The organism is Streptomyces sp. NPDC060031 (genome assembly GCF_042736805.1).
Taxonomy (GTDB): domain Bacteria; phylum Actinomycetota; class Actinomycetes; order Streptomycetales; family Streptomycetaceae; genus Streptomyces.
In genome coordinates this window covers 80,403-99,389 of sequence record NZ_JBHWVM010000012.1, presented here as the reverse complement: position 1 = coordinate 99,389, position 18,987 = coordinate 80,403, and the positions used below count along the sequence as shown (strand labels likewise).

Below are 18,987 nucleotides of genomic sequence, written 5' to 3'. Positions count from 1 at the left end.
GGCCCGACGGTGGCGATCGACATCGGCGGCACCAAGGTCGCCGGCGCGCTGGTGCACCCCGACGGCACGATGACGGGCACCACCCGCCGCCCGACCCCGCGCGGCGCGGACGGCGACACCGTCTTCGCCGCCGTCGCCGAGGTCGTCGCGGAGCTCGCCGAGGACCCCCTGTGGTCCTCCGCGGTGCGCTGCGGCATCGGCAGCGCGGGCCCGGTGGACACCTCGCGGGGCACCGTGAGCCCGGTGAACATCGGGGCCTGGCGGGGGTTCCCGGTGCAGGCCCGCGTCGAGGCGGAGCTGGCGCGCCACGGGGCCGGGCTCCCGACGGTCCTGGCCGGTGACGGGGTCGCGATGACCGCGGCCGAGCACTGGCTGGGCGCGGCCCGGGGCCACGCCAACGCGCTGTGCATGGTGGTCTCCACCGGCGTGGGCGGCGGACTGATCCTGAACAACCAGCTCCACCCCGGCCCCACCGGCAACGCGGGCCACATCGGCCACATCAGCGTCGCCTTCGACGGGGAGCCGTGCGCCTGCGGCGGCCACGGCTGCGTGGAATCCATCGCCTCCGGCACCGCCATCGCCCGCTGGGCCCTCGCCCAGGGCTGGACCGGCCCCGACCCCACGGCGGCGGGCGTCGCCGCCTCCGCCGAGGCGGGCGACCCGGTCGCGCTGGCCGCCTTCGACCGCGCCGGCCGCGCGCTGGCCGCCGCCATCGCGGCCACCGCCACCCTCGTGGAGAGCGACATCGCGGTCATCGGCGGCGGGGTCGCCGCCAGCGGGGACACCCTCTTCGAACCGATCCGGCGGCACCTGGCCTCGTACGCGACCCTGTCCTTCGTCCAGGACCTCCAAGTGGTCCCGGCGACCCTGGGCACCCACGCCGGCCTGATCGGCGCGGCCGCGGCCGCCATGATGCTGCTGCCCGCCGAGCCCGCCGAGCCCGCCGAGCCCGCCGAGCCCGCCGAGCCCGCCGAGCCCGCCGCTACGGCTTGACCGAGCGGTAGTACCGCATCGCGCCCTCGTGCAGAGCCAGCGGATCGGTGTAGATCGCCGTCCGCAGGTCCACCAGCTGCGCCGCGTGCACCTCGTGCCCGATCCGGTCGCGGCTGAGGATCACGGTGCGGGTGAACTGCTCCGTCAGCCTCGCGCCCGTGTCCTCGCGGGTCACCAGCAGGTTCGGCACGGCCAGCGTGGCCACCGACGAGGTGTTGCGGGCCCGCCCGTACGCGTCCTGCGGCATCACCGCCGCCCGGTAGTACCGCGCAGGGCTGCCACTGCCCTGGAGCTGTTCCACGAGGTCGCCGAGCTGGACGAGCCGGATGTCGAACCGCTCCGACAGCTCCCGCACCGCGTTGGTCGGCAGGCCCCCCGACCAGAAGAACGCGTCGATCCGGCCCGCCTGCAGCTCCGCCGGCATGGTGTCGATGCCGATGGACACCGGGGTGATGTCCCGCTGCGGGTCCAGCTTGGCCGCCGTCAGCAGCCGGTCCGAGATCAGCCGCACGCCGGAACCGTCCTGCCCGACCGCCACCCGCTTGCCGCGCAGGTCCCGGGCCGACTGCACCGGCGACCCGGCGGGCACCACCAGCTGCACGTAGTCGTCGTACAGCCGTGCGCAACCGCGCAGCCGCTCCGCGCCGGGCTTCCCGTCCAGCCGGTACTTGGCGACCGCGTCCGCCGTCGCCACCGTGAAGTCCGCCTGGCCGTCGGCCACCCGCTGGAGGTTCTGCTGGGAGCCCTCGCTGGTCTCCAGCCGGACGTCCGTCTCGGGCATGTCCCGCGCGAGCTCGGACCGCAGGAGCTGCCCGTAGCGGTGGTACACGCCCGTGCTGACGCCGGTGCTGAACACCAGCTCGCCCTTCAGCTCCGGCTCCCCGAAGGGTCTGAGCCACCACACCAGCGCCCCGAGCACGACGAGTACGGCCACCAGGGCCCGCAGGGCATGGCGCCTGCTGATCCGGGGCGGTACGAGAGGCATGTCCGCGATCCTGCCACCCGTCCGCCCTCCTGTCACGGCTGCCGGGGGACGGCCGCGGAATCGACCGCGCGGGCGGCCCGGGACCAAGCCTTACCCTTGTCGGGTGAGTGTCGAGGGCGAGGCTGCTGTTTTGAAGACGTACGAGGTGCGCACCTACGGGTGCCAGATGAACGTGCACGACTCCGAGCGACTGTCCGGTCTGCTGGAGGGCGCGGGGTACGTCCGCGCCCCCGAGGGCTCGGACGGTGATGCCGACGTCGTCGTGTTCAACACCTGCGCCGTGCGGGAGAACGCCGACAACAAGCTGTACGGGAACCTCGGCCGGCTCGCCCCGATGAAGACGAAGCGTCCCGGCATGCAGATCGCCGTCGGCGGCTGCCTCGCCCAGAAGGACCGCGAGACCATCGTCAAGCGGGCCCCCTGGGTCGACGTCGTCTTCGGCACGCACAACATCGGCAAGCTGCCCGTCCTGCTGGAGCGCGCCCGCATCCAGGAGGAGGCTCAGATCGAGATCGCCGAGTCGCTGGAGGCCTTCCCCTCCACGCTGCCGACCCGGCGCGAGTCCGCCTATGCCGCCTGGGTCTCGATTTCCGTCGGCTGCAACAACACCTGCACCTTCTGCATCGTCCCGGCCCTGCGCGGCAAGGAGGAGGACCGCCGTCCCGGCGACATCCTCGCCGAGGTCGAGGCCCTGGTCGCCGAGGGCGTCTCGGAGATCACCCTGCTTGGCCAGAACGTCAACGCCTACGGCTCCGACCTGGGCGACCGCGAGGCCTTCAGCAAGCTGCTGCGCGCCTGCGGCGCCATCGAGGGCCTGGAGCGGGTCCGCTTCACCTCCCCGCACCCGCGCGACTTCACGGACGACGTGATCGCCGCGATGGCCGAGACCCCGAACGTCATGCCGCAGCTGCACATGCCGCTCCAGTCCGGCTCGGACACCGTCCTGCGGGCGATGCGCCGCTCGTACCGCCAGGAGCGCTTCCTGGGCATCATCGAGAAGGTCCGCGCCTCGATCCCGCACGCGGCGATCTCCACCGACATCATCGTGGGCTTCCCCGGCGAGACCGAGGAGGACTTCCAGCAGACCATGCACACCGTCCGCGAGGCCCGCTTCGCGAACGCCTTCACCTTCCAGTACTCCAAGCGCCCCGGCACGCCCGCCGCGGACATGGAGGGGCAGATCCCCAAGGAGGTCGTCCAGGACCGCTACATGCGCCTGGTCGCCCTCCAGGAGGAGATCTCCTGGGAGGAGAACAAGAAGCAGGTCGGCCGGACGCTGGAGGTCATGGCCGCGGAGGGCGAGGGCCGCAAGGACGGCGCCACCCACCGCCTCTCCGGCCGCGCCCCCGACAACCGCCTGGTGCACTTCACCAAGCCGGACGCGGAGGTCCGTCCCGGTGACGTGGTGACCGTGGAGATCACCTACGCGGCCCCGCACCACCTGCTGGCCGAGGGACCCGCCCGGGAGGTACGCCGTACCCGTGCGGGCGACGCCTGGGAGAAGCGCAACGCCGCCCCGGCCCAGCCGGCGGGCGTCATGCTCGGCATCCCCACCCTGGGCGTGCCCGCGCCGCTGCCCGTCGCCACCTCGGGCTGCGCGATCGACTGACCCCCGGGGGACGGCGGCGGCTAGGCTGCGGATCATGCTCGTAGCCGCCGCCGTCTGTCCCGCCCCGCCGATGCTCGTGCCCGAGGTCGCCGCGGGGGCCGCCGCCGAACTCGGTGCCGCCCGCACCGCATGCTCCGACGCGCTTGCCGTGCTGGCCGCCTCACGGCCCGATCTGCTCGTGGTCGTCGGAGCCGCCGATCCGGAACACCGCGGCTCCTACCCCCAGGGAGCGCGGGGCACCTTCCACGGCTTCGGGGTCGGGGCCGACGTACAACTGGGGCAGGGGGAGGAGGGGCCGCGCCTGCTGCCCCCCTCGCTGGCCGTGGGCGCGTGGCTGCTCGGCCGCGCGGGCTGGGGCGCCGCGCCCGTGGAGGGGCTCGGGGTCGAGGACGCGCTGGAGACCGCAAGGTGCCTGGACGCCGGCCGGGAGCTCGCCGCCCGCGACGACCGGGTCGCCCTCCTCGTCATGGGCGACGGCAGCGCCTGCCGCACCCTGAAGGCCCCCGGCTACCTCGACGAGCGCGCCGCCGCCTTCGACGCGGCGGCCGGGCGGGCCCTCGGCGCCGCCGACGTGCCCGCGCTCACCGCCCTGGACGCCGGGCTGGCGTCCGAGCTCCAGGCCGCCGGGCGGGCCCCCTGGCAGGTCCTCGCCGGCGCCGCCGAGGGTGCTGGGCTGGCGGGGCGGCTGCTGTTCGAGGACGCCCCGTACGGGGTGGGGTACTTCGTCGCCGCCTGGTCCTGAGCGAACGGAAAGGGGCGCGGGACCGTGTGGTCCCGCGCCCCTTTCCGGTTCGGATTCCGAGATCGCCTCAGGTGGCGGCCGGCGGAGTCGGCCCGCCGGTGGTGTCCTTGTGGGCGATCTTGCCCAGGGCGCCCTTCGCCTTGTCCGCGCCGCTCGAGATCTGGCCGTGGTACTTGCCCTTGGTCTTGGAGTCCACGGCCTTCGCCATCTTGTCCAGACCCTGGCCGATCCTGCCCTCGTGCTGCTGCGCGAGGTCCCCGACCTTGTCCTTCGCGGGCGCGAGCTTGGCCTTCAGATTGTCCAGCAGGCCCATGGGTCACCTTCCTGGGATCCCCCCGGACGGAGTCCGGGGGAGGTAGCTACGTACGGGCGCTCTCGCCGGCCTCGTTGTCCGCTGCGACCTCCGCCGACTGCTGCTTCGGGATCTCCACGCCTTCCGCCGCGGACGCCTCGGCCTCAGCCAGCCCGGTCTCGGCCTCCTCGGCCGTCTCGGACTCCGCCGTCAGGGGCTCGGTCGCGTCCTGCTCCGGCGCGACCTCATCCTTGTTGCGAAAAAACCGGTCAAAAATGCCCATGTCTACTCCCGTAACGCTACTCGTGTGAGTGAAGTTCCGCCTTGGCCGGACCGGTGTCCGCCAGGCGTACGCCGACCGTGCGCCGCGCGCACCCCGGCCGGAACCTCGCAAGGGCAACGAACCCGCCCGTACCCCGTCACGTAACTCGATCGGGTACATGCCGTGGGGTTTGCGAGACTGGGGCGGTGAGGAAAGCAGCCCCCGCCCCGCGGGTCATCGCCGTCGTCGGCCCCACCGCCGCCGGAAAGTCCGACCTGGGCGTAGCCCTGGCCCGCCATTTCGACGGCGAAGTCGTCAACGCCGACTCGATGCAGCTGTATCGGGGGATGGACATCGGCACCGCCAAACTGACGATGGAGGAACGCGACGGCGTCCCGCACCACCTTCTCGACATCTGGGACGTCACCGACACCGCGAACGTCGCCGAGTACCAGCGCCTGGCCCGCATCGAGATCGACAAACTGCTCGCGCAGGGCCGTACGCCGGTCCTCGTCGGCGGATCCGGGCTGTACGTGCGCGGCGCCCTCGACGCGATGGAGTTCCCCGGCACCGACCCCGAGGTCCGGGCCCGCCTGGAGCAGGAGGCCACCCTGCGCGGCCCCGGCGCCCTGCACGCCCGGCTCGCGGCCGCCGACCCGGCCGCGGCCGCGGCGATCCTGCCCAGCAACGGCCGCCGCATCGTGCGCGCCCTGGAGGTCATCGAGATCACCGGGCGCCCCTTCACCGCCAACCTGCCCGGACACGAGTCGGTCTACGACACCGTGCAGATCGGCGTCGACGTGGCCCGGCCGGAACTCGACGAGCGGATCGCACTGCGGGTGGACCGCATGTGGGAAGCCGGGCTGGTGGACGAGGTCCGCGCGCTGGAGGCCCGCGGACTGCGCGACGGAATCACCGCCTCCAGGGCGCTCGGCTACCAGCAGGTGCTCGACGCGCTCGCGGGGGAGTGCACCGAGGACGAGGCCCGCGCCGAGACCGTCCGTGCCACGAAGCGGTTCGCCCGCAGGCAGGACTCCTGGTTCCGCCGTGACCCGCGCGTGCACTGGCTCAGCGGCGCCGCCGCCGACCGGCCGGAACTCGCCGGACTCGCGCAGTCGTTGGTCGAACGGGCGGTCACAGCCTGATCACGTGATGGCATCGGGACGCCCCGGGCGCCCGTGCGGGGCCCGGTGGCGTGCCATCATCAAACTCCAGCCGGTGCGGTCACCGGCGGTGAACGGCGGCGTACGAAGTCCGAGTGGGGAGGGCGCGTGGCGATGGAGGCCGGCCCTCGAGACACCGGGCGGGACGAGACCCGGCGGGAAGCGGACCCGATGCTTCTGGCCGGGCCCGGGCCCGGCCCGGACGACGGTCCCGCACTGCGGGACGTCCCCGGCACCCCCGATGGGCTGGGGCTGCCCGCCGAGCCGGCGCGGCTGAGCCCCGACGGCCCCGACACACCGGACCCCGCCGAGGTGGAGAGCGCCTCCGGTCCGGAGTTCGAGGTGGAACTGCGCCCGCAGCGCCGGCTGCGGTTGTGGCAGATCGCCCCCATCGTGGTGCTCGCCGCCTCCGGCTCCCTGATGTTCGCCTTCCCCCTCGCCTTCGAGTTCGGCGACGGCGGAGCGGTCGTCGCCATGCTCGGCTTCCTCATCTGCTGCTGCGCGGGCGGCTGGGGCATGATGGCCGCGCGCCGCGTGGGCTACGCCCTGCCCGGACTCCCGGCCCGCGGGGCCGGGCAGCGCCCCGACTGGCGGGTGGCGGTGCTGTACGCGCTGGCCGCGCTGGCCGTCGTGGCGCTCGCGGTGTACCGGGTGGCCCGGCTGCGGTAGGGCGTGCGGGCGTGCGGGCCGGCGAAGGGGCGTACCCGAGAGCCCGTCTCAAGGGTCAGTCGAGCCGGTCGGTGTCGGCGGCGCCTCGCTACCATGGCCTGGTGACGCAGACCAGCATCTCCTTCCTCAAGGGCCACGGCACCGAGAACGACTTCGTGATCGTCCCGGACCCGGACAACGCCGTCGAGCTGCCCGCCACCGCCGTCGCGAAGCTGTGCGACCGGCGCGCGGGGATCGGCGCGGACGGAGTGCTGCACGTGGTGCGGTCCGCCGCGCACCCCGACGCGGCGCACATGGCCGACGAGGCCGAGTGGTTCATGGACTACCGCAACGGGGACGGCTCCATCGCCGAGATGTGCGGCAACGGCGTCCGCGTCTTCGCCCGCTACCTCCAGCACGCCGGGCACGTCGAAGCCGGTGACCTGGCCGTCGCCACCCGGGGCGGCGTCAAGCACGTCCACCTCGACAAGGCGGGCGACGTCACCGTGTCCATGGGGCGCGCCCGGTTCCCCGAGGGCGAGGTCACCGTCTCCGTCGGCGAGCACTCCTGGCCCGCCCGGAACGTCAACATGGGGAACCCGCACGCGGTCGCCTTCGTTGACAGCCTGGACGACGCCGGGAACCTGTACACCCCGCCCCCGTACAGCCCGGCGTCCGCCTACCCGACCGGTGCCAATGTGGAGTTCGTCGTCGACCGCGGCCCCCGGCACGTCGCCATGCGCGTCCACGAGCGCGGCTCGGGCGAGACCCGTTCCTGCGGCACCGGCGCCTGCGCCGTCGCCGTGGCCGCCATCCGGCGCGACGGCGCGGACCCGGCCGCCACCGGCGAGCCGGTCACGTACACCGTCGACGTCCTCGGCGGCACCCTGCTCATCACCGAACACCCCGACGGGCAGATCGACATGACCGGACCGGCCGTCATCGTCGCCGCGGGCGAGTTCGATCCGGCCTGGCTCACCGAAACGGCTTTCGCCTGAAGCTTCCCTCTAATGGGTGATCCGTTTCACGCTGTGCGAGAGGTGGACTGCGCCACGTGGTGGGGTCGGTAGCATCAGGCACCGGCCCTGAGGGCTCACCCCATGCCCGCCACCGCCGGTCGAAGCCGCCGGAGGTGCCCATGAGTGCAGAGGCCACGAACCCCGAAGCACGCCCCGAAGCGCGCCCTGAACTCCGCAGACGTGGCCGGACCAGGCTTGATCTGCGCCGACTCGGCCGCGCCGCCCTGCTCGGACCCGCCTCCCGGGACCGGCTGCCGGACGCCATCGGCCACGTCGCCGAGGCGCACCGGGCCCACCATCCGGACGCGGACCTGTCCGTCCTGCGGCGCGCGTACCTGCTCGCAGAGACCTCGCACCGCGGCCAGATGCGCAAAAGCGGTGAGCCGTACATCACACATCCGCTCGCCGTCACCCTCATCCTGGCCGAACTCGGCGCCGAAACCACCACTCTGACGGCCTCGCTCCTCCACGACACCGTCGAGGACACGGACGTGACCCTGGATCAGGTGCGCGAGGAGTTCGGCGACGAGGTCTGCTTCATCGTCGACGGCGTCACCAAGGTGGAGAAGATCGACTACGGCGCCGCCGCCGAACCCGAGACCTTCCGCAAGATGCTCGTCGCCACCGGCAACGACGTCCGCGTGATGTCCATCAAACTCGCCGACCGGCTGCACAACATGCGCACCCTCGGCGTGATGCGCCCCGAAAAACAGGCCCGCATCGCCAAAGTCACCCGGGACGTCCTCATCCCCCTCGCCGAACGGCTCGGCGTACAGGCCCTGAAGACCGAGCTGGAAGACCTCGTCTTCGCGATCCTGCACCCCGAGGAGTACGAGCACACCCGCGCCCTCATCGCCGCCCACGCGGGCGAGCGCGACCCGCTGCCCGCCATCGCCGACTCCGTACGCGCCGTCCTGCGCGACTCCGGCATCGGCGCCGAGGTGCTCGTACGGCCGCGGCACTTCGTCTCCGTACACCGCATCGCCCTGGGGCGCGGCGAGCTGCGCGGCTCCGACTTCGGCCGCATCCTCGTCCTCGTCGGCGAAAACGCCGACTGCTACGGGGTGCTGGGGGAGCTGCACACCTGTTTCACCCCGGTCGTCTCGGAGTTCAAGGACTTCATCGCCGCCCCGAAGTTCAACCTCTACCAGTCCCTGCACACCGCCGTCGCCACCCCCGAGGGGTACGTCGCCGAGGTGATCGTGCGCACCCGGCAGATGCACCGCGTCGCGGAGGCCGGGGTGGTGGCGCTGGGCAACCCGTACGCCACGGCCACGGCCGCAGCCGCCGCCACAGCCGCCACCGGCGGTCCGGCGGGGGAGTCGGCGGAGTGCGACGAGGAGCGCGTGGACCCCACGCGGCCCGGCTGGCTGTCGCGGCTGCTCGACTGGCAGCAGTCGGCGCCCGACCCCGACACCTTCTGGAACGTGCTCCGCTCGGAACTGGCGCAGGACCGGGAGATCACCGTGTTCCGCGCCGACGGCGGCACGCTGGGCCTGCCGGCCGGTGCCAGCTGTATCGACGCCGCCTACGCCCAGCACGGCGAGGCGGCCCACGGCTGTATCGGCGCCCGGGTCAACGGGCGCCTCACCTCCCTGTCCTCCCCGCTCTCCGACGGGGACACCGTCCAGCTCCTCCTCGCGCACGACGCCTCCTCCGGCCCCGCCGCCGACTGGCTGGAGCACGCCCGGACCCCGGCCGCCCGCATCGCCATCGGCAGCTGGCTGGAGGCCCACCCCGACGGGGCCGGGCCGGCCGCCGCGGTGCCGCGGGCGCCGCTGTCCGTGGTCGGGGCCCGGGGCGGCGGGGGCAACGCCGTCGCCGACCTGCCGGACGCCACCGTGCGGCTCGCCGGGTGCTGCACGCCGGTGCCGCCCGACGCGGTCGCGGGGTTCGTCGTACGGGGCGGAGCCGTCACCGTGCACCGGATCCAGTGCACGACGGTGGCCCAGATGCGCGCGGTGGGGCGGACCTCCGTCGCCGTGCACTGGCGGGCGACCGCCGACTGCCGGGTCACGCTCCTCGCCGAATCGTTCGGCCGCCCCCATCTGCTGGCCGACCTGACCGAGGCCATCGCCCACGAGGGGGTCGAGGTCGTCTCCGCGACCGTGGAACCGCCCGTGGAGCAGCGGGTCCGGCACACGTACACCCTCCAACTGCCCGACGCGACCGGACTGCCGGCGCTGATGCGCGCCATGCGCGACGTGCCGGGCGTGTACGACGTCAGCCGGGCGTAGTCCACCGCGTGAGGTGTCCCCGTTCGGGTGGACCCGTCGCGCGCCGTTCGCGGCGGTGTGGCGGGCGCTGGTAAGCGGTGGGGGATGCAGCTCACCTCCCCGCGCCTGCGCGCCGCCCTGCTGGCCGCGGCCTCCCTCACCCTCGTCGCCGCCGTGCTGCCCCCGCCGAAGCCACTGGGCATCGGCGACCGGCTGTTCCCCGAGCTCGGGAACCCCGGGTACGACGTGCTCTCGTACGACCTGTCCTTCACCTACAAGGACAACCGCACCCCGCTCGACGCCGTCACCGTCATCAGCGCCCGCACCAGCCAGCCGCTGGACACCGTCAACCTGGACTTCGCCCACGGCACGGTGGCCTCGGCCGAGGTCAACGGCGAGCCCGCCCGGTTCGAGAGCGCAGGGGAGGACCTCGTGCTCACCCCCGCCCGGCCGCTGACCGGCGGCTCGCCCCTGCACATCACCATCCGGCACACGAGCGACCCGCGCGGCCGCGGCGACGGCGGCTGGGTGCCCACCGACGACGGCCTCGCCATGGCCAACCAGGCCGACGCCGCGCACCGGGTCTTCCCGTGCAACGACCACCCCGCCGACAAGGCGTACTTCACCTTCCGGATCACCGCTCCGGCCGGGCTGACGGCCGTCGCCAACGGCATGCCGGGCGCCATGCGCGTCCCCAGGGCCGCCGCCGCCACGACATGGACGTACCGGACGCTGCATCCGATGGCCACCGAGCTGGCCCAGGTCTCCATCGGCGTCTCGACCGTGGTGCACGGCACCGGACCGCACGGGCTGCCGCTGCGCGACGTGGTCGCGACGGCGGACCGGGAGAAGCTGGACCCGTGGCTGAAGAAGACCGCCGGGCACATCGAGTGGATGGAGCAGCGCGTCGGGCGCTACCCCTTCGAGAACTACGGGGTGCTCATCGCGCACGCCAAGACCGGTTTCGAGCTGGAGACCCAGACGCTGTCGCTGTTCGAGAGCGGCCTGTTCTCCGGCCAGGGCTACCCGGAGTGGTACGTCGAGTCCGTGATGGTGCACGAGCTCGCCCACCAGTGGTTCGGCGACAGCGTGACCCCGCGCACGTGGTCGGACCTCTGGCTCAACGAGGGACACGCCACCTGGTACGAGGCCCTGTACGCGGACGGCCTCGGCAAGTACTCCCTGGAGCGGCGCATGCGCGAGGCGTACCAGCGCTCCGACCAGTGGCGGGCCGCGGGCGGGCCCCCGGCCGCGCCGAAGGCGGCCGCGCCCGGGCAGAAGATCGGGCTGTTCCGGCCGGTGGTCTACGACGGGGCCGCGCTGATCCTGTACGCCCTGCGCCAGGAGATCGGCGCCGAAGCCTTCGACCGGGTGGAGCGGCGCTGGGTGGGCGAGCACCGCGACGCGGTCGCGGGCACGGAGGACTTCGTACGCCTGGCGTCGCAGGAGGCGGGGCGGGACCTGGGGGCCTTCCTGCAGCCGTGGCTGTACGGGAAGACGACCCCGGCGATGCCGGGCCACCCGGAGTGGGGCGGGGCGGCGGGCGCGGCGGGCACGGCGGGCACGGCGAAGAAGGGCGCGGCGGGCGCGGCGAAGAAGGGCGCAGCGCCCCACACGAAGGCCGCGGGGGCCGAGAAAAGGGTGTGACGGGCGCCGAACGGGCATGCCACCATCGACGAGGCCGCGCTGCGGGGAATCGTCCGGCGGTGTTACACGTTGGACGTGACAGTGTTATGTCACGCGTGGCAGTAGCTTTGGCCTTGGCTCCGCCCCGGCCGATGCGGACGCGGACACATGAACATCCGCACACGCGGACGCAGGCAAACGAATCGAATCGACGTAAGGATCCAATGACCTCCTCTTCTTCCCCTTCCCAGGACGCGCGGGACGCACAGGACGTGCCGGACTCGCAGAGCTTCACCGAGAGCCTTCGGGCCGACGCCCTGATGGAAGAGGACGTCGCCTGGAGCCACGCGATCGACGGAGACCGGGACGGCGAGCAGTTCGAACGCTCCGAGCGCGCGGCCCTGCGCCGTGTGGCCGGCCTCTCCACCGAACTCGAAGACGTCACCGAGGTCGAGTACCGCCAGCTCCGCCTGGAGCGCGTCGTGCTCGTCGGCGTCTGGACCTCCGGCACGGTGATCGACGCCGAGAACTCCCTCGCGGAGCTCGCCGCCCTCGCCGAGACGGCCGGTGCCCTCGTACTCGACGGTGTCATCCAGCGCCGCGACAAGCCCGACCCGGCCACCTTCATCGGTTCCGGCAAGGCCCGCGAGCTGCGCGACATCGTCATGGAGAGCGGCGCCGACACCGTCGTCTGCGACGGCGAGCTCAGCCCGGGCCAGCTCATCGCCCTCGAAGACGTCGTCAAGGTGAAGGTGGTCGACCGGACCGCCCTCATCCTCGACATCTTCGCCCAGCACGCCAAGTCCCGAGAGGGCAAGGCCCAGGTCGCCCTCGCGCAGATGCAGTACATGCTTCCGCGCCTGCGCGGCTGGGGTGCCTCGCTGTCCCGGCAGATGGGTGGCGGCGGCGGTGGCGGCATGGCCACCCGAGGCCCCGGTGAGACCAAGATCGAGACCGACCGGCGACGCATTCGCGAGAAGATGGCGAAGATGCGCCGGGAGATCGCGGAGATGAAGACCGGCCGCGACATCAAGCGGCAGGAACGGCGCCGCAACAAGGTGCCCTCGGTCGCCATCGCCGGCTACACCAACGCGGGCAAGTCCTCGCTGCTCAACCGCCTCACGGGCGCGGGCGTCCTGGTGGAGAACGCGCTGTTCGCCACCCTCGACCCGACCGTGCGCCGGGCCGAGACGCCGTCCGGCCGGGTCTACACCCTGGCCGACACCGTCGGCTTCGTCCGGCACCTGCCCCACCACCTCGTCGAGGCGTTCCGTTCCACGATGGAGGAGGTCGGCGACTCCGACCTCATCCTGCACATCGTGGACGGCTCGCACCCGACCCCGGAGGAGCAGCTGGCAGCCGTACGCGAGGTCATCCGTGAGGTCGGCGCGGTCAACGTGCCCGAGATCGTGGTGATCAACAAGGCGGACGCGGCCGACCCGCTGGTGCTCCAGCGCCTGCTGCGGATCGAGCGGCACTCCATCGCTGTCTCGGCACGCACGGGCATGGGCATCGAGGAACTCCTCGCGCTCATCGACACCGAGCTGCCGCGGCCCGAGGTCGAGGTGGAGGCCCTGGTGCCGTACACGCGCGGCTCGCTGATCGCCCGGGCGCACGCCGAGGGCGAGGTGATCTCCGAGGAGCACACTCCGGAGGGCACCCTGCTCAAGGCGCGGGTCCACCCGGAACTCGCGGCGGACCTGGCTCCGTACGTGCCCGCCAAGCAGTAGACACGCGACACATGGCTGAGGGCCCCCTGCGGTGCAGGGGGCCCTCAGCCATGTGCGGTGCCGTCGCGGCTACTTGAACTTGCCGCTCACCGCGTCGAAGATCCCCTTGGCCTCCGGCCCCAGCCGCGGCCCCGCCAGCCAGCCCGCCTTGGCCGGGCCGATCGAGGTGTTCGAGACCAGCGCCGGCTTGCCGTCCGCGCCCGCCGCGATCCAGCCGCCGCCCGAGGAACCGCCGGTCATCGTGCAGCCGATGCGGTACAGCACGGGGTCCGTCTTGTTCAGCGCCAGCCGGCCAGGCCTGTCCGTGCACTGGAAGGCCTTCTGGCCGTCGAACGGCGCCGCCGCCGGATAGCCCGTGGCCGTCATGCTCGACACCTTCGCCACCGCCGGGGCGTTGAACTCCACCGGGAGCGCCGTACCGACCGTCTCCTCCAGGGACTTGCCGCCGCCGCCCTCGGGCGTCACGTGCAGTACCGCGAAGTCGTACGGGGCGCCCGCGCCGCCCGTCGGACCGCCGGTCGCGATCCACTGGTCGGAGGTCTGCGCCCAGTCGCTCCACCACACGCCGTACGGAGCCACCTCCGCGCGCGGCGCGCCCTTGAGCTGCGCCGCAGGCTTGCCCGCGTTGTTGTACGACGGGACGAAGGCGATGTTGCGGTACCAGCCGCCGGCCTTGCCCGCGTGCACGCAGTGGCCCGCCGTCCAGACCATGTTGGACTTGCCGGGGTGGGCCGGGTCCTTGACGACGGTCGCCGAGCAGACCATCGAGCCCCCGGGGCCGTCGAAGAAGACCTTGCCGGACGCCGGGACGCTCTGGTGGTACGGCGGGTTCGCGGGCTTGGCCGCCACCGGCGCCGGGGTCGGGTCCGTGACTCCCTGGTCCTTGCCCGCATCCGGGTCGACGGCCGGGGGCTGCGGCGTCTCGGCGTCGCGCATCCGGTCCGGGTCCCACAGGCCCTCGATGATCGGGTTGATGTAGTCACCCGCCTCGCGGAGCCAGTCCTCCTTGTCCCAGTTCTTCCACGCACCCCCCTTCCACTTCTCCAGGTCGATGCCGTGCTGCTTGAGCCTTTCCCTGAGCTGGTCCGGGATCTTGATCCCGTCCACCCCGCCCGGAAGGCTCGCCGCCACGGTCGGCTTGGCGTCGGCCTCCCCGTCGCCGGGTCCGCAGGCCGCGGCGGTCAGCGCGAGCGCGGCCGCGCACAGGGTCGCGATGACCGGTCGGTTCGGTCGCATGTCGTGAGTCCCCCTGGTGGTTCTGGAAGTGAGGCGTATGGAGTTGGCTCCGGGTGCAGCCCACCACTATGCCGCTGCCGTGGGGGACGGCACAGGCCGGGGCGGCGGTTCCGGGGACGGGACCGTGTCTTGCCGGCCGCCCCGACTTCCGCCGGGGCAAGGATCTTGGGCCCGCCCGTGATCCGTCGCCGTCACCGTCGTTGGTACGTACGGGGGATGGGGGAGCAGCGCTCGTGTTCGAGGCGCACTCCGAGGGAGCGAACCGTGCGGGAGGACCGACACTCGTGGCTTTGACCGAGCAGGCCGCGGCTGAGGCTGCGAGTGAGGCGTCGACTGAGGCATCGACTGAGGCGCACGTCCCGCCGCAGGCGGGGCGGGGACCCGGAGCGGGCGCGGAGGCGATCCTGCGCAGGCAGGCCCAACGGGAGTCCGCCGCGCGGACCTACGCCCGCTCCCTGCCCATCGTGCCGGTGCGCGCCCGGGGGTTGACCATCGAGGGCGCGGACGGACGGCGCTACCTCGACTGCCTCTCCGGCGCCGGCACCCTCGCCCTGGGGCACAACCACCCCGTGGTGCTGGAGGCGATCCGGGGAGTGCTCGACTCGGGAGCTCCCCTGCACGTCCTGGACCTGGCGACCCCCGTCAAGGACGCCTTCACCACCGAGCTGTTCGCCAACCTGCCCGCGGAACTGGCCGCAGACGCCCGGATCCAGTTCTGCGGCCCGGCGGGGACGGACGCCGTCGAGGCCGCGCTCAAGCTGGTGCGCACCGCCACCGGCCGCTCGGGGCTGCTCGCCTTCACGGGGGCCTACCACGGGATGACCGCCGGGGCGCTGGACGCCTCGGGCGGCGCGCCGGACGTACGGGTGACCCGGCTGCCGTACCCGCAGGACTACCACTGCCCCTTCGGGGTCGGCGGCGCGGAGGGCGCCCGGCTCGCCGCGGCTTGGACGCAGAACCTGCTGGACGACCCCAAGGGCGGGGTGCCCACACCCGCCGCGATGATCGTCGAGCCGGTGCAGGGCGAGGGCGGGGTGAACCCGGCGCCGGACGCCTGGCTGCGCCGGATGCGGGAGATCACCGCGGCCCGGGGCATCCCGCTGATCGCCGACGAGGTCCAGACGGGCGTGGGCCGCACCGGCGCCTTCTGGGGCGTCGACCACGCCGGGGTGGTGCCCGACGTGATGGTCCTGTCCAAGGCCATCGGCGGAAGCCTGCCGCTCGCGGTGATCGTGTACCGCGCCGGGCTGGACCTCTGGGCCCCCGGAGCCCACGCCGGAACCTTCCGCGGCAACCAACTGGCCATGGCGGCCGGCACCGCCACGCTGGCCTACGTCCGGGAGAACCGGCTCGCACAGCGCGCGGCCGAGCTGGGCGCGCGCATGCTCGCCTCCCTGCGCGGCCTGGCCCCGGCCCACCCCTGCATCGGGGACGTCCGCGGCCGCGGCCTCATGATCGGCGTCGAACTGATCGACCCGGACACAGCAGCCGCCGCCCCCGCCCTCGCGGCGGCCGTCCGCCAGGAGTGCCTGGACCGCGGCCTGATCGTCGAGCTGGGCGGCCGCCACTCCAGCGTCATCCGCCTGCTCCCCCCGCTGACCCTGACCGACGAACAGGCCGCGGCCGTCCTGGACCGCCTGGCCGACGCCATCCCCGCCGCCACCCGCCGCTAAGGACCCGCCATGCCCGACCCGCACCCCCCCACCCCCGCGCCGGGCCCCACCCCCGCGCCGGGCCCCGGCCACTCCCTGGTACCAGGCCCCACGGCGCCACCGCTGGATGGCACCCCAGCCCTCGCGCCGCCCGCGCTCGGCGACGCCCAACCCCCGGCGGTGGGGCGCACCCCGGCCCCGCCCCCGGGGCACACCCCCGGCCTTTCCCCGGCGCCGGGGCACACGGCACCACCGCTGGGCGCCGTCCCGGCCTTCGCGCCGCCCGCGCTCGGCGCTGCCCCAGCCCCGGAGGGGCACACCCCGGCCCCGCCGCTCGGCGATGCCCCTTCTCCCGTACCGCCCGCGCTCGGTGACGCCCCTGCCCCTGCCCCGGCCCCGCTGCTCGGCGGCGCCAGGGACTCGGCGCCTGCCCCCGCGCCGGGGCACGCCCCCGGCCCCTCGGCGGTGGTCGAGGGCGCCCCGCAGCGGGGCGGTGCCCTTTCCCCCGCGCCGTCCGCGCCCGGCGGCGACCGTTCCCCGGGCCCCGGAGACGGGTCCCAGTCCTCCGCTTACTCCGTGCCCGGGCACGAGCCGCCGCTCGGCGGCGCACTTTCCCCCGAGTCCCAGCACAGCGCACCGCCGCCCGGCGGACTCGTGCCGGGGCACACCCCGCAGCCGCCCGGCGGGGCCCCTTCCTCCGCGCCCGGGCACGCCGCGGCGCCCGCGCTCGGCTTCGTCGCGCCAGCCGGTCCCTCGCCGGTGCCGGAGGTGGCCGGCCCCGTGCCCCCGGCCGGCAGCGCGTACCCGGCGGATCCGCGGCCCGGAACCCCCGCCCCGCAGGCGGGCACCCCGGCATGGCCGGCCGTTGCGGTGTCGCCGCCATGCCCCGCGCGGGCAGCCGAGGACCAGCCGCCCGCGCCGCAGCCGACGGGGGAGCGGGCCCCCGTCGCGGATCCGGGTGCCACCGTGCCGCGGCAGAAGGACGGCACGGCCAGACCCCGGACGTTCGCGGCGGAGGGCGGCGGCGCACTGCCCGACCCGCTGGACCACCCCGACCCCGCGGCCGCCGCCGAGGCCGCGGCGGTGGAGAACCTGCTGCGGTGCTGGGTCCGCGAAACCGGACTCGGGCGGCCCGCCGGACCGGTGCTGCGCATCCCCCTCCGCGCATCCGGCACCGCCCTGCTCGTCCCCGTCCGCTACTGGTCCCCCGCAGGCTGGCACCGCTTCGCCCAGGCCCGCCTCGAGGGCGCCCCCGCCGGCGCCCCGGCCGTGGACGCCGTCACCCTCGCCGCGCTCATCTCCCGCGAGGGCCCCCGCACCGCCACCGCACCCGGAGCACCCGGAGCCCACGCAGCCCCCGGAGAACACGGCGGCTCCGACCTCGTCGGCCGGGTCGCCGACTCGGTACACCGCACCGCCGAGTTCATCGCGGACCGGCGCCGTCGCCCGACCGCACCCGCCACCGTCGCCCTGGACCGTTTCCTCAGCGCCGAACAGTCCCTCCTCCTCGGTCACCCGCTGCACCCGACCCCGAAGAGCCGCGAGGAACTCTCCGCGGCCGAGGTGCGCCGCTACTCACCCGAACTCCACGGCTCCTTCCCCCTCCACTGGATGGCCGTCGCGCCCTCCGCGCTCGCCACCGACTCGGCCTGGACCGAACGCGGCCGCCCGATTCCCGCCGCCCAACTGCTCGGACGGCTCGCCCCGGGCCTCCCCCTCCCCGCCGGAACCACCCCCCTTCCCCTGCACCCCTGGCAGGCCCGCGACCTCCTCCAGCGCCCCGCCGTCGCCGCCCTCCTCGACGCGGGGCTCCTGCACGACCTGGGCCCGTACGGCGAGCCCTGGTATCCGACCTCCTCCATCCGCACCGCCCACCGGCCCGGCGCCCCCGCGATGCTCAAGCTGTCCCTGGGCCTACGCATCACCAACTCCCGTCGCGAGAACCTCCGCAAGGAACTCCACCGGGGCGTCGAGGTACACCGGCTGCTCCGCACCGGCCTCGCCGAGCAATGGCAGGCCTCCCACCCCGGCTTCGACATCGTCCGCGACCCCGCCTGGCTCGCCGTCGACGCCCCGGACGGCAGCCCCGTCCCCGGACTCGACGTCCTGCTGCGCCACAACCCCTTCCGCTCCGGTGACGACGCCCTGTGCATCGCCGCACTCACCGCACCCCGCCCGTGGCCGGGCCGGACCGCCATGCGCTCCCGCCTCGCCGAGACCGTCTCGCGGCTGGCGGCCGCCACCGGACGTACGACCGCCGCGGTCTCCGCCGAGTGGTTCCTGCGCTACCTCGACCACGTCGTCCTGCCGGTCCTCGCCTTCGATGCGCTCGCCGGCATCGCCCTGGAGGCCCACCAGCAGAACACCCTGGTCCTCCTCGACCCCGCCGGCTGGCCGGTCGGCGGCCGCTACCGCGACAACCAGGGCTACTACTTCCGCGACTCCCACCGCGCGGAACTGGAGCGCCGGCTCCCCGGCATCGGCAGCACCAGCGACACCTTCGTCCCCGACGCCGTCACCGACGAACGCTTCGCCTACTACCTCGGCATCAACAACGTGCTCGGCCTCATCGGCGCCTTCGGGTCCCAACGGCTCGCCGACGAACGTGTCCTGCTCGCCGCCTTCCGCCGCTTCCTCGGCAAGGCCGCGGACCTCGGCCCGCTCCCCGCGCAGCTGCTCGACTCACCCACCCTGCGCTGCAAGGCGAATCTGCTCACCCGTCTGGGCGGCCTGGACGAGCTCGTCGGCCCCGTCGACACCCAGTCCGTCTACGTCACCATCACCAACCCCCTTCACGACTGACGCGTCCGCGAC

15 protein-coding genes are annotated in these 18,987 nt (G+C 73.9%); 11 read left to right on the top strand and 4 right to left on the bottom strand.

Annotation, left to right across the window (positions count from 1 at the left end):
* Positions 1-9: 9 nt before the first annotated feature.
* Positions 10-993, top strand: coding sequence for an ROK family protein (locus ACFWB8_RS07905; protein WP_385223654.1), 984 nt, complete (start codon positions 10-12; stop codon positions 991-993).
* Here ACFWB8_RS07905 and ACFWB8_RS07900 read toward each other — a convergent pair.
* Positions 983-1,978, bottom strand: coding sequence for a TAXI family TRAP transporter solute-binding subunit (locus ACFWB8_RS07900; protein ID WP_385223620.1), 996 nt, complete (start codon positions 1,976-1,978; stop codon positions 983-985). The genes ACFWB8_RS07905 and ACFWB8_RS07900 overlap by 11 nt on opposite strands.
* Positions 1,979-2,081: 103 nt before the next feature.
* Here ACFWB8_RS07900 and miaB point away from each other — a divergent pair, with 103 nt between their 5' ends.
* Both miaB and ACFWB8_RS07890 read left to right on the top strand, forming a co-directional pair.
* Entirely contained in the window at positions 2,082-3,587 is a 1,506-nt protein-coding gene (gene miaB / locus ACFWB8_RS07895; RefSeq protein ID WP_385223619.1) for a tRNA (N6-isopentenyl adenosine(37)-C2)-methylthiotransferase MiaB, read from the top strand.
* Between the two features lie 34 nt (positions 3,588-3,621).
* Complete coding sequence (locus ACFWB8_RS07890) at positions 3,622-4,329, top strand: hypothetical protein (protein WP_385223618.1); 708 nt, start codon at positions 3,622-3,624, stop codon at positions 4,327-4,329.
* A gap of 67 nt (positions 4,330-4,396) precedes the next feature.
* Here the strand turns inward: ACFWB8_RS07890 and ACFWB8_RS07885 are convergent, their stop codons facing one another.
* Both ACFWB8_RS07885 and ACFWB8_RS07880 read right to left on the bottom strand, forming a co-directional pair.
* Positions 4,397-4,642 carry an antitoxin gene (locus tag ACFWB8_RS07885; RefSeq protein ID WP_385223617.1) on the bottom strand — a complete coding sequence of 82 codons (246 nt, stop codon included), beginning with the start codon at positions 4,640-4,642 and terminating at the stop codon, positions 4,397-4,399.
* Between the two features lie 46 nt (positions 4,643-4,688).
* Positions 4,689-4,904: a gliding motility protein gene (locus tag ACFWB8_RS07880; protein ID WP_385223616.1), complete on the bottom strand. Its 216-nt coding sequence runs from the start codon at positions 4,902-4,904 to the stop codon at positions 4,689-4,691.
* A 185-nt stretch (positions 4,905-5,089) separates the two neighbouring features.
* Here ACFWB8_RS07880 and miaA point away from each other — a divergent pair, with 185 nt between their 5' ends.
* The 6 genes from miaA to hflX all read left to right on the top strand — a co-directional run bounded on the left by miaA (position 5,090) and on the right by hflX (position 13,285).
* Entirely contained in the window at positions 5,090-6,028 is a 939-nt protein-coding gene (miaA, locus tag ACFWB8_RS07875; RefSeq protein WP_385223615.1) for a tRNA (adenosine(37)-N6)-dimethylallyltransferase MiaA, read from the top strand.
* Between the two features lie 132 nt (positions 6,029-6,160).
* Positions 6,161-6,715 carry a hypothetical protein gene (locus tag ACFWB8_RS07870; protein WP_385223653.1) on the top strand — a complete coding sequence of 185 codons (555 nt, stop codon included), beginning with the start codon at positions 6,161-6,163 and terminating at the stop codon, positions 6,713-6,715.
* Between the two features lie 101 nt (positions 6,716-6,816).
* Entirely contained in the window at positions 6,817-7,692 is an 876-nt protein-coding gene (dapF, locus tag ACFWB8_RS07865; RefSeq protein ID WP_385223614.1) for a diaminopimelate epimerase, read from the top strand.
* A gap of 140 nt (positions 7,693-7,832) precedes the next feature.
* Positions 7,833-9,950 carry a RelA/SpoT family protein gene (locus ACFWB8_RS07860; protein WP_385223613.1) on the top strand — a complete coding sequence of 706 codons (2,118 nt, stop codon included), beginning with the start codon at positions 7,833-7,835 and terminating at the stop codon, positions 9,948-9,950.
* Positions 9,951-10,034: 84 nt separating this feature from the next.
* Positions 10,035-11,576: a M1 family metallopeptidase gene (locus tag ACFWB8_RS07855; RefSeq protein ID WP_385223612.1), complete on the top strand. Its 1,542-nt coding sequence runs from the start codon at positions 10,035-10,037 to the stop codon at positions 11,574-11,576.
* A 203-nt stretch (positions 11,577-11,779) separates the two neighbouring features.
* Positions 11,780-13,285, top strand: a complete 1,506-nt coding sequence (gene hflX / locus ACFWB8_RS07850) for a GTPase HflX (RefSeq protein ID WP_385223611.1) — start codon at positions 11,780-11,782, stop codon at positions 13,283-13,285.
* 69 nt (positions 13,286-13,354) lie between these two features.
* On the opposite strand, the gene ACFWB8_RS07845 is transcribed toward hflX, so the two are convergent.
* The gene (locus ACFWB8_RS07845; RefSeq protein ID WP_385223610.1) at positions 13,355-14,521 is read right to left on the bottom strand and encodes a trypsin-like serine peptidase; all 1,167 of its coding nucleotides are present in this window, start codon (positions 14,519-14,521) and stop codon (positions 13,355-13,357) included.
* A gap of 284 nt (positions 14,522-14,805) precedes the next feature.
* On the opposite strand from ACFWB8_RS07845, the gene ACFWB8_RS07840 reads away from it, so the two are divergent.
* Positions 14,806-16,194, top strand: coding sequence for a diaminobutyrate--2-oxoglutarate transaminase family protein (locus ACFWB8_RS07840; protein WP_385223609.1), 1,389 nt, complete (start codon positions 14,806-14,808; stop codon positions 16,192-16,194).
* Between the two features lie 849 nt (positions 16,195-17,043).
* A complete protein-coding gene (locus ACFWB8_RS07835) occupies positions 17,044-18,975 on the top strand; it encodes an IucA/IucC family protein (protein ID WP_385223652.1) in 1,932 nt (643 codons plus the stop codon).
* Positions 18,976-18,987 lie beyond the last annotated feature (12 nt).

Coding starts and splice junctions, on each gene's coding strand:
- ACFWB8_RS07900 (WP_385223620.1), bottom strand. CDS start 1,978: ATGCCTCTCGTACCGCCCCGGATCAGCAGGCGCCATGCCCTGCGGGCC.
- ACFWB8_RS07890 (WP_385223618.1), top strand. CDS start 3,622: ATGCTCGTAGCCGCCGCCGTCTGTCCCGCCCCGCCGATGCTCGTGCCC.
- ACFWB8_RS07885 (WP_385223617.1), bottom strand. CDS start 4,642: ATGGGCCTGCTGGACAATCTGAAGGCCAAGCTCGCGCCCGCGAAGGAC.
- ACFWB8_RS07880 (WP_385223616.1), bottom strand. CDS start 4,904: ATGGGCATTTTTGACCGGTTTTTTCGCAACAAGGATGAGGTCGCGCCG.
- ACFWB8_RS07870 (WP_385223653.1), top strand. CDS start 6,161: ATGGAGGCCGGCCCTCGAGACACCGGGCGGGACGAGACCCGGCGGGAA.
- ACFWB8_RS07860 (WP_385223613.1), top strand. CDS start 7,833: ATGAGTGCAGAGGCCACGAACCCCGAAGCACGCCCCGAAGCGCGCCCT.
- ACFWB8_RS07855 (WP_385223612.1), top strand. CDS start 10,035: ATGCAGCTCACCTCCCCGCGCCTGCGCGCCGCCCTGCTGGCCGCGGCC.
- hflX (WP_385223611.1), top strand. CDS start 11,780: ATGACCTCCTCTTCTTCCCCTTCCCAGGACGCGCGGGACGCACAGGAC.
- ACFWB8_RS07845 (WP_385223610.1), bottom strand. CDS start 14,521: ATGCGACCGAACCGACCGGTCATCGCGACCCTGTGCGCGGCCGCGCTC.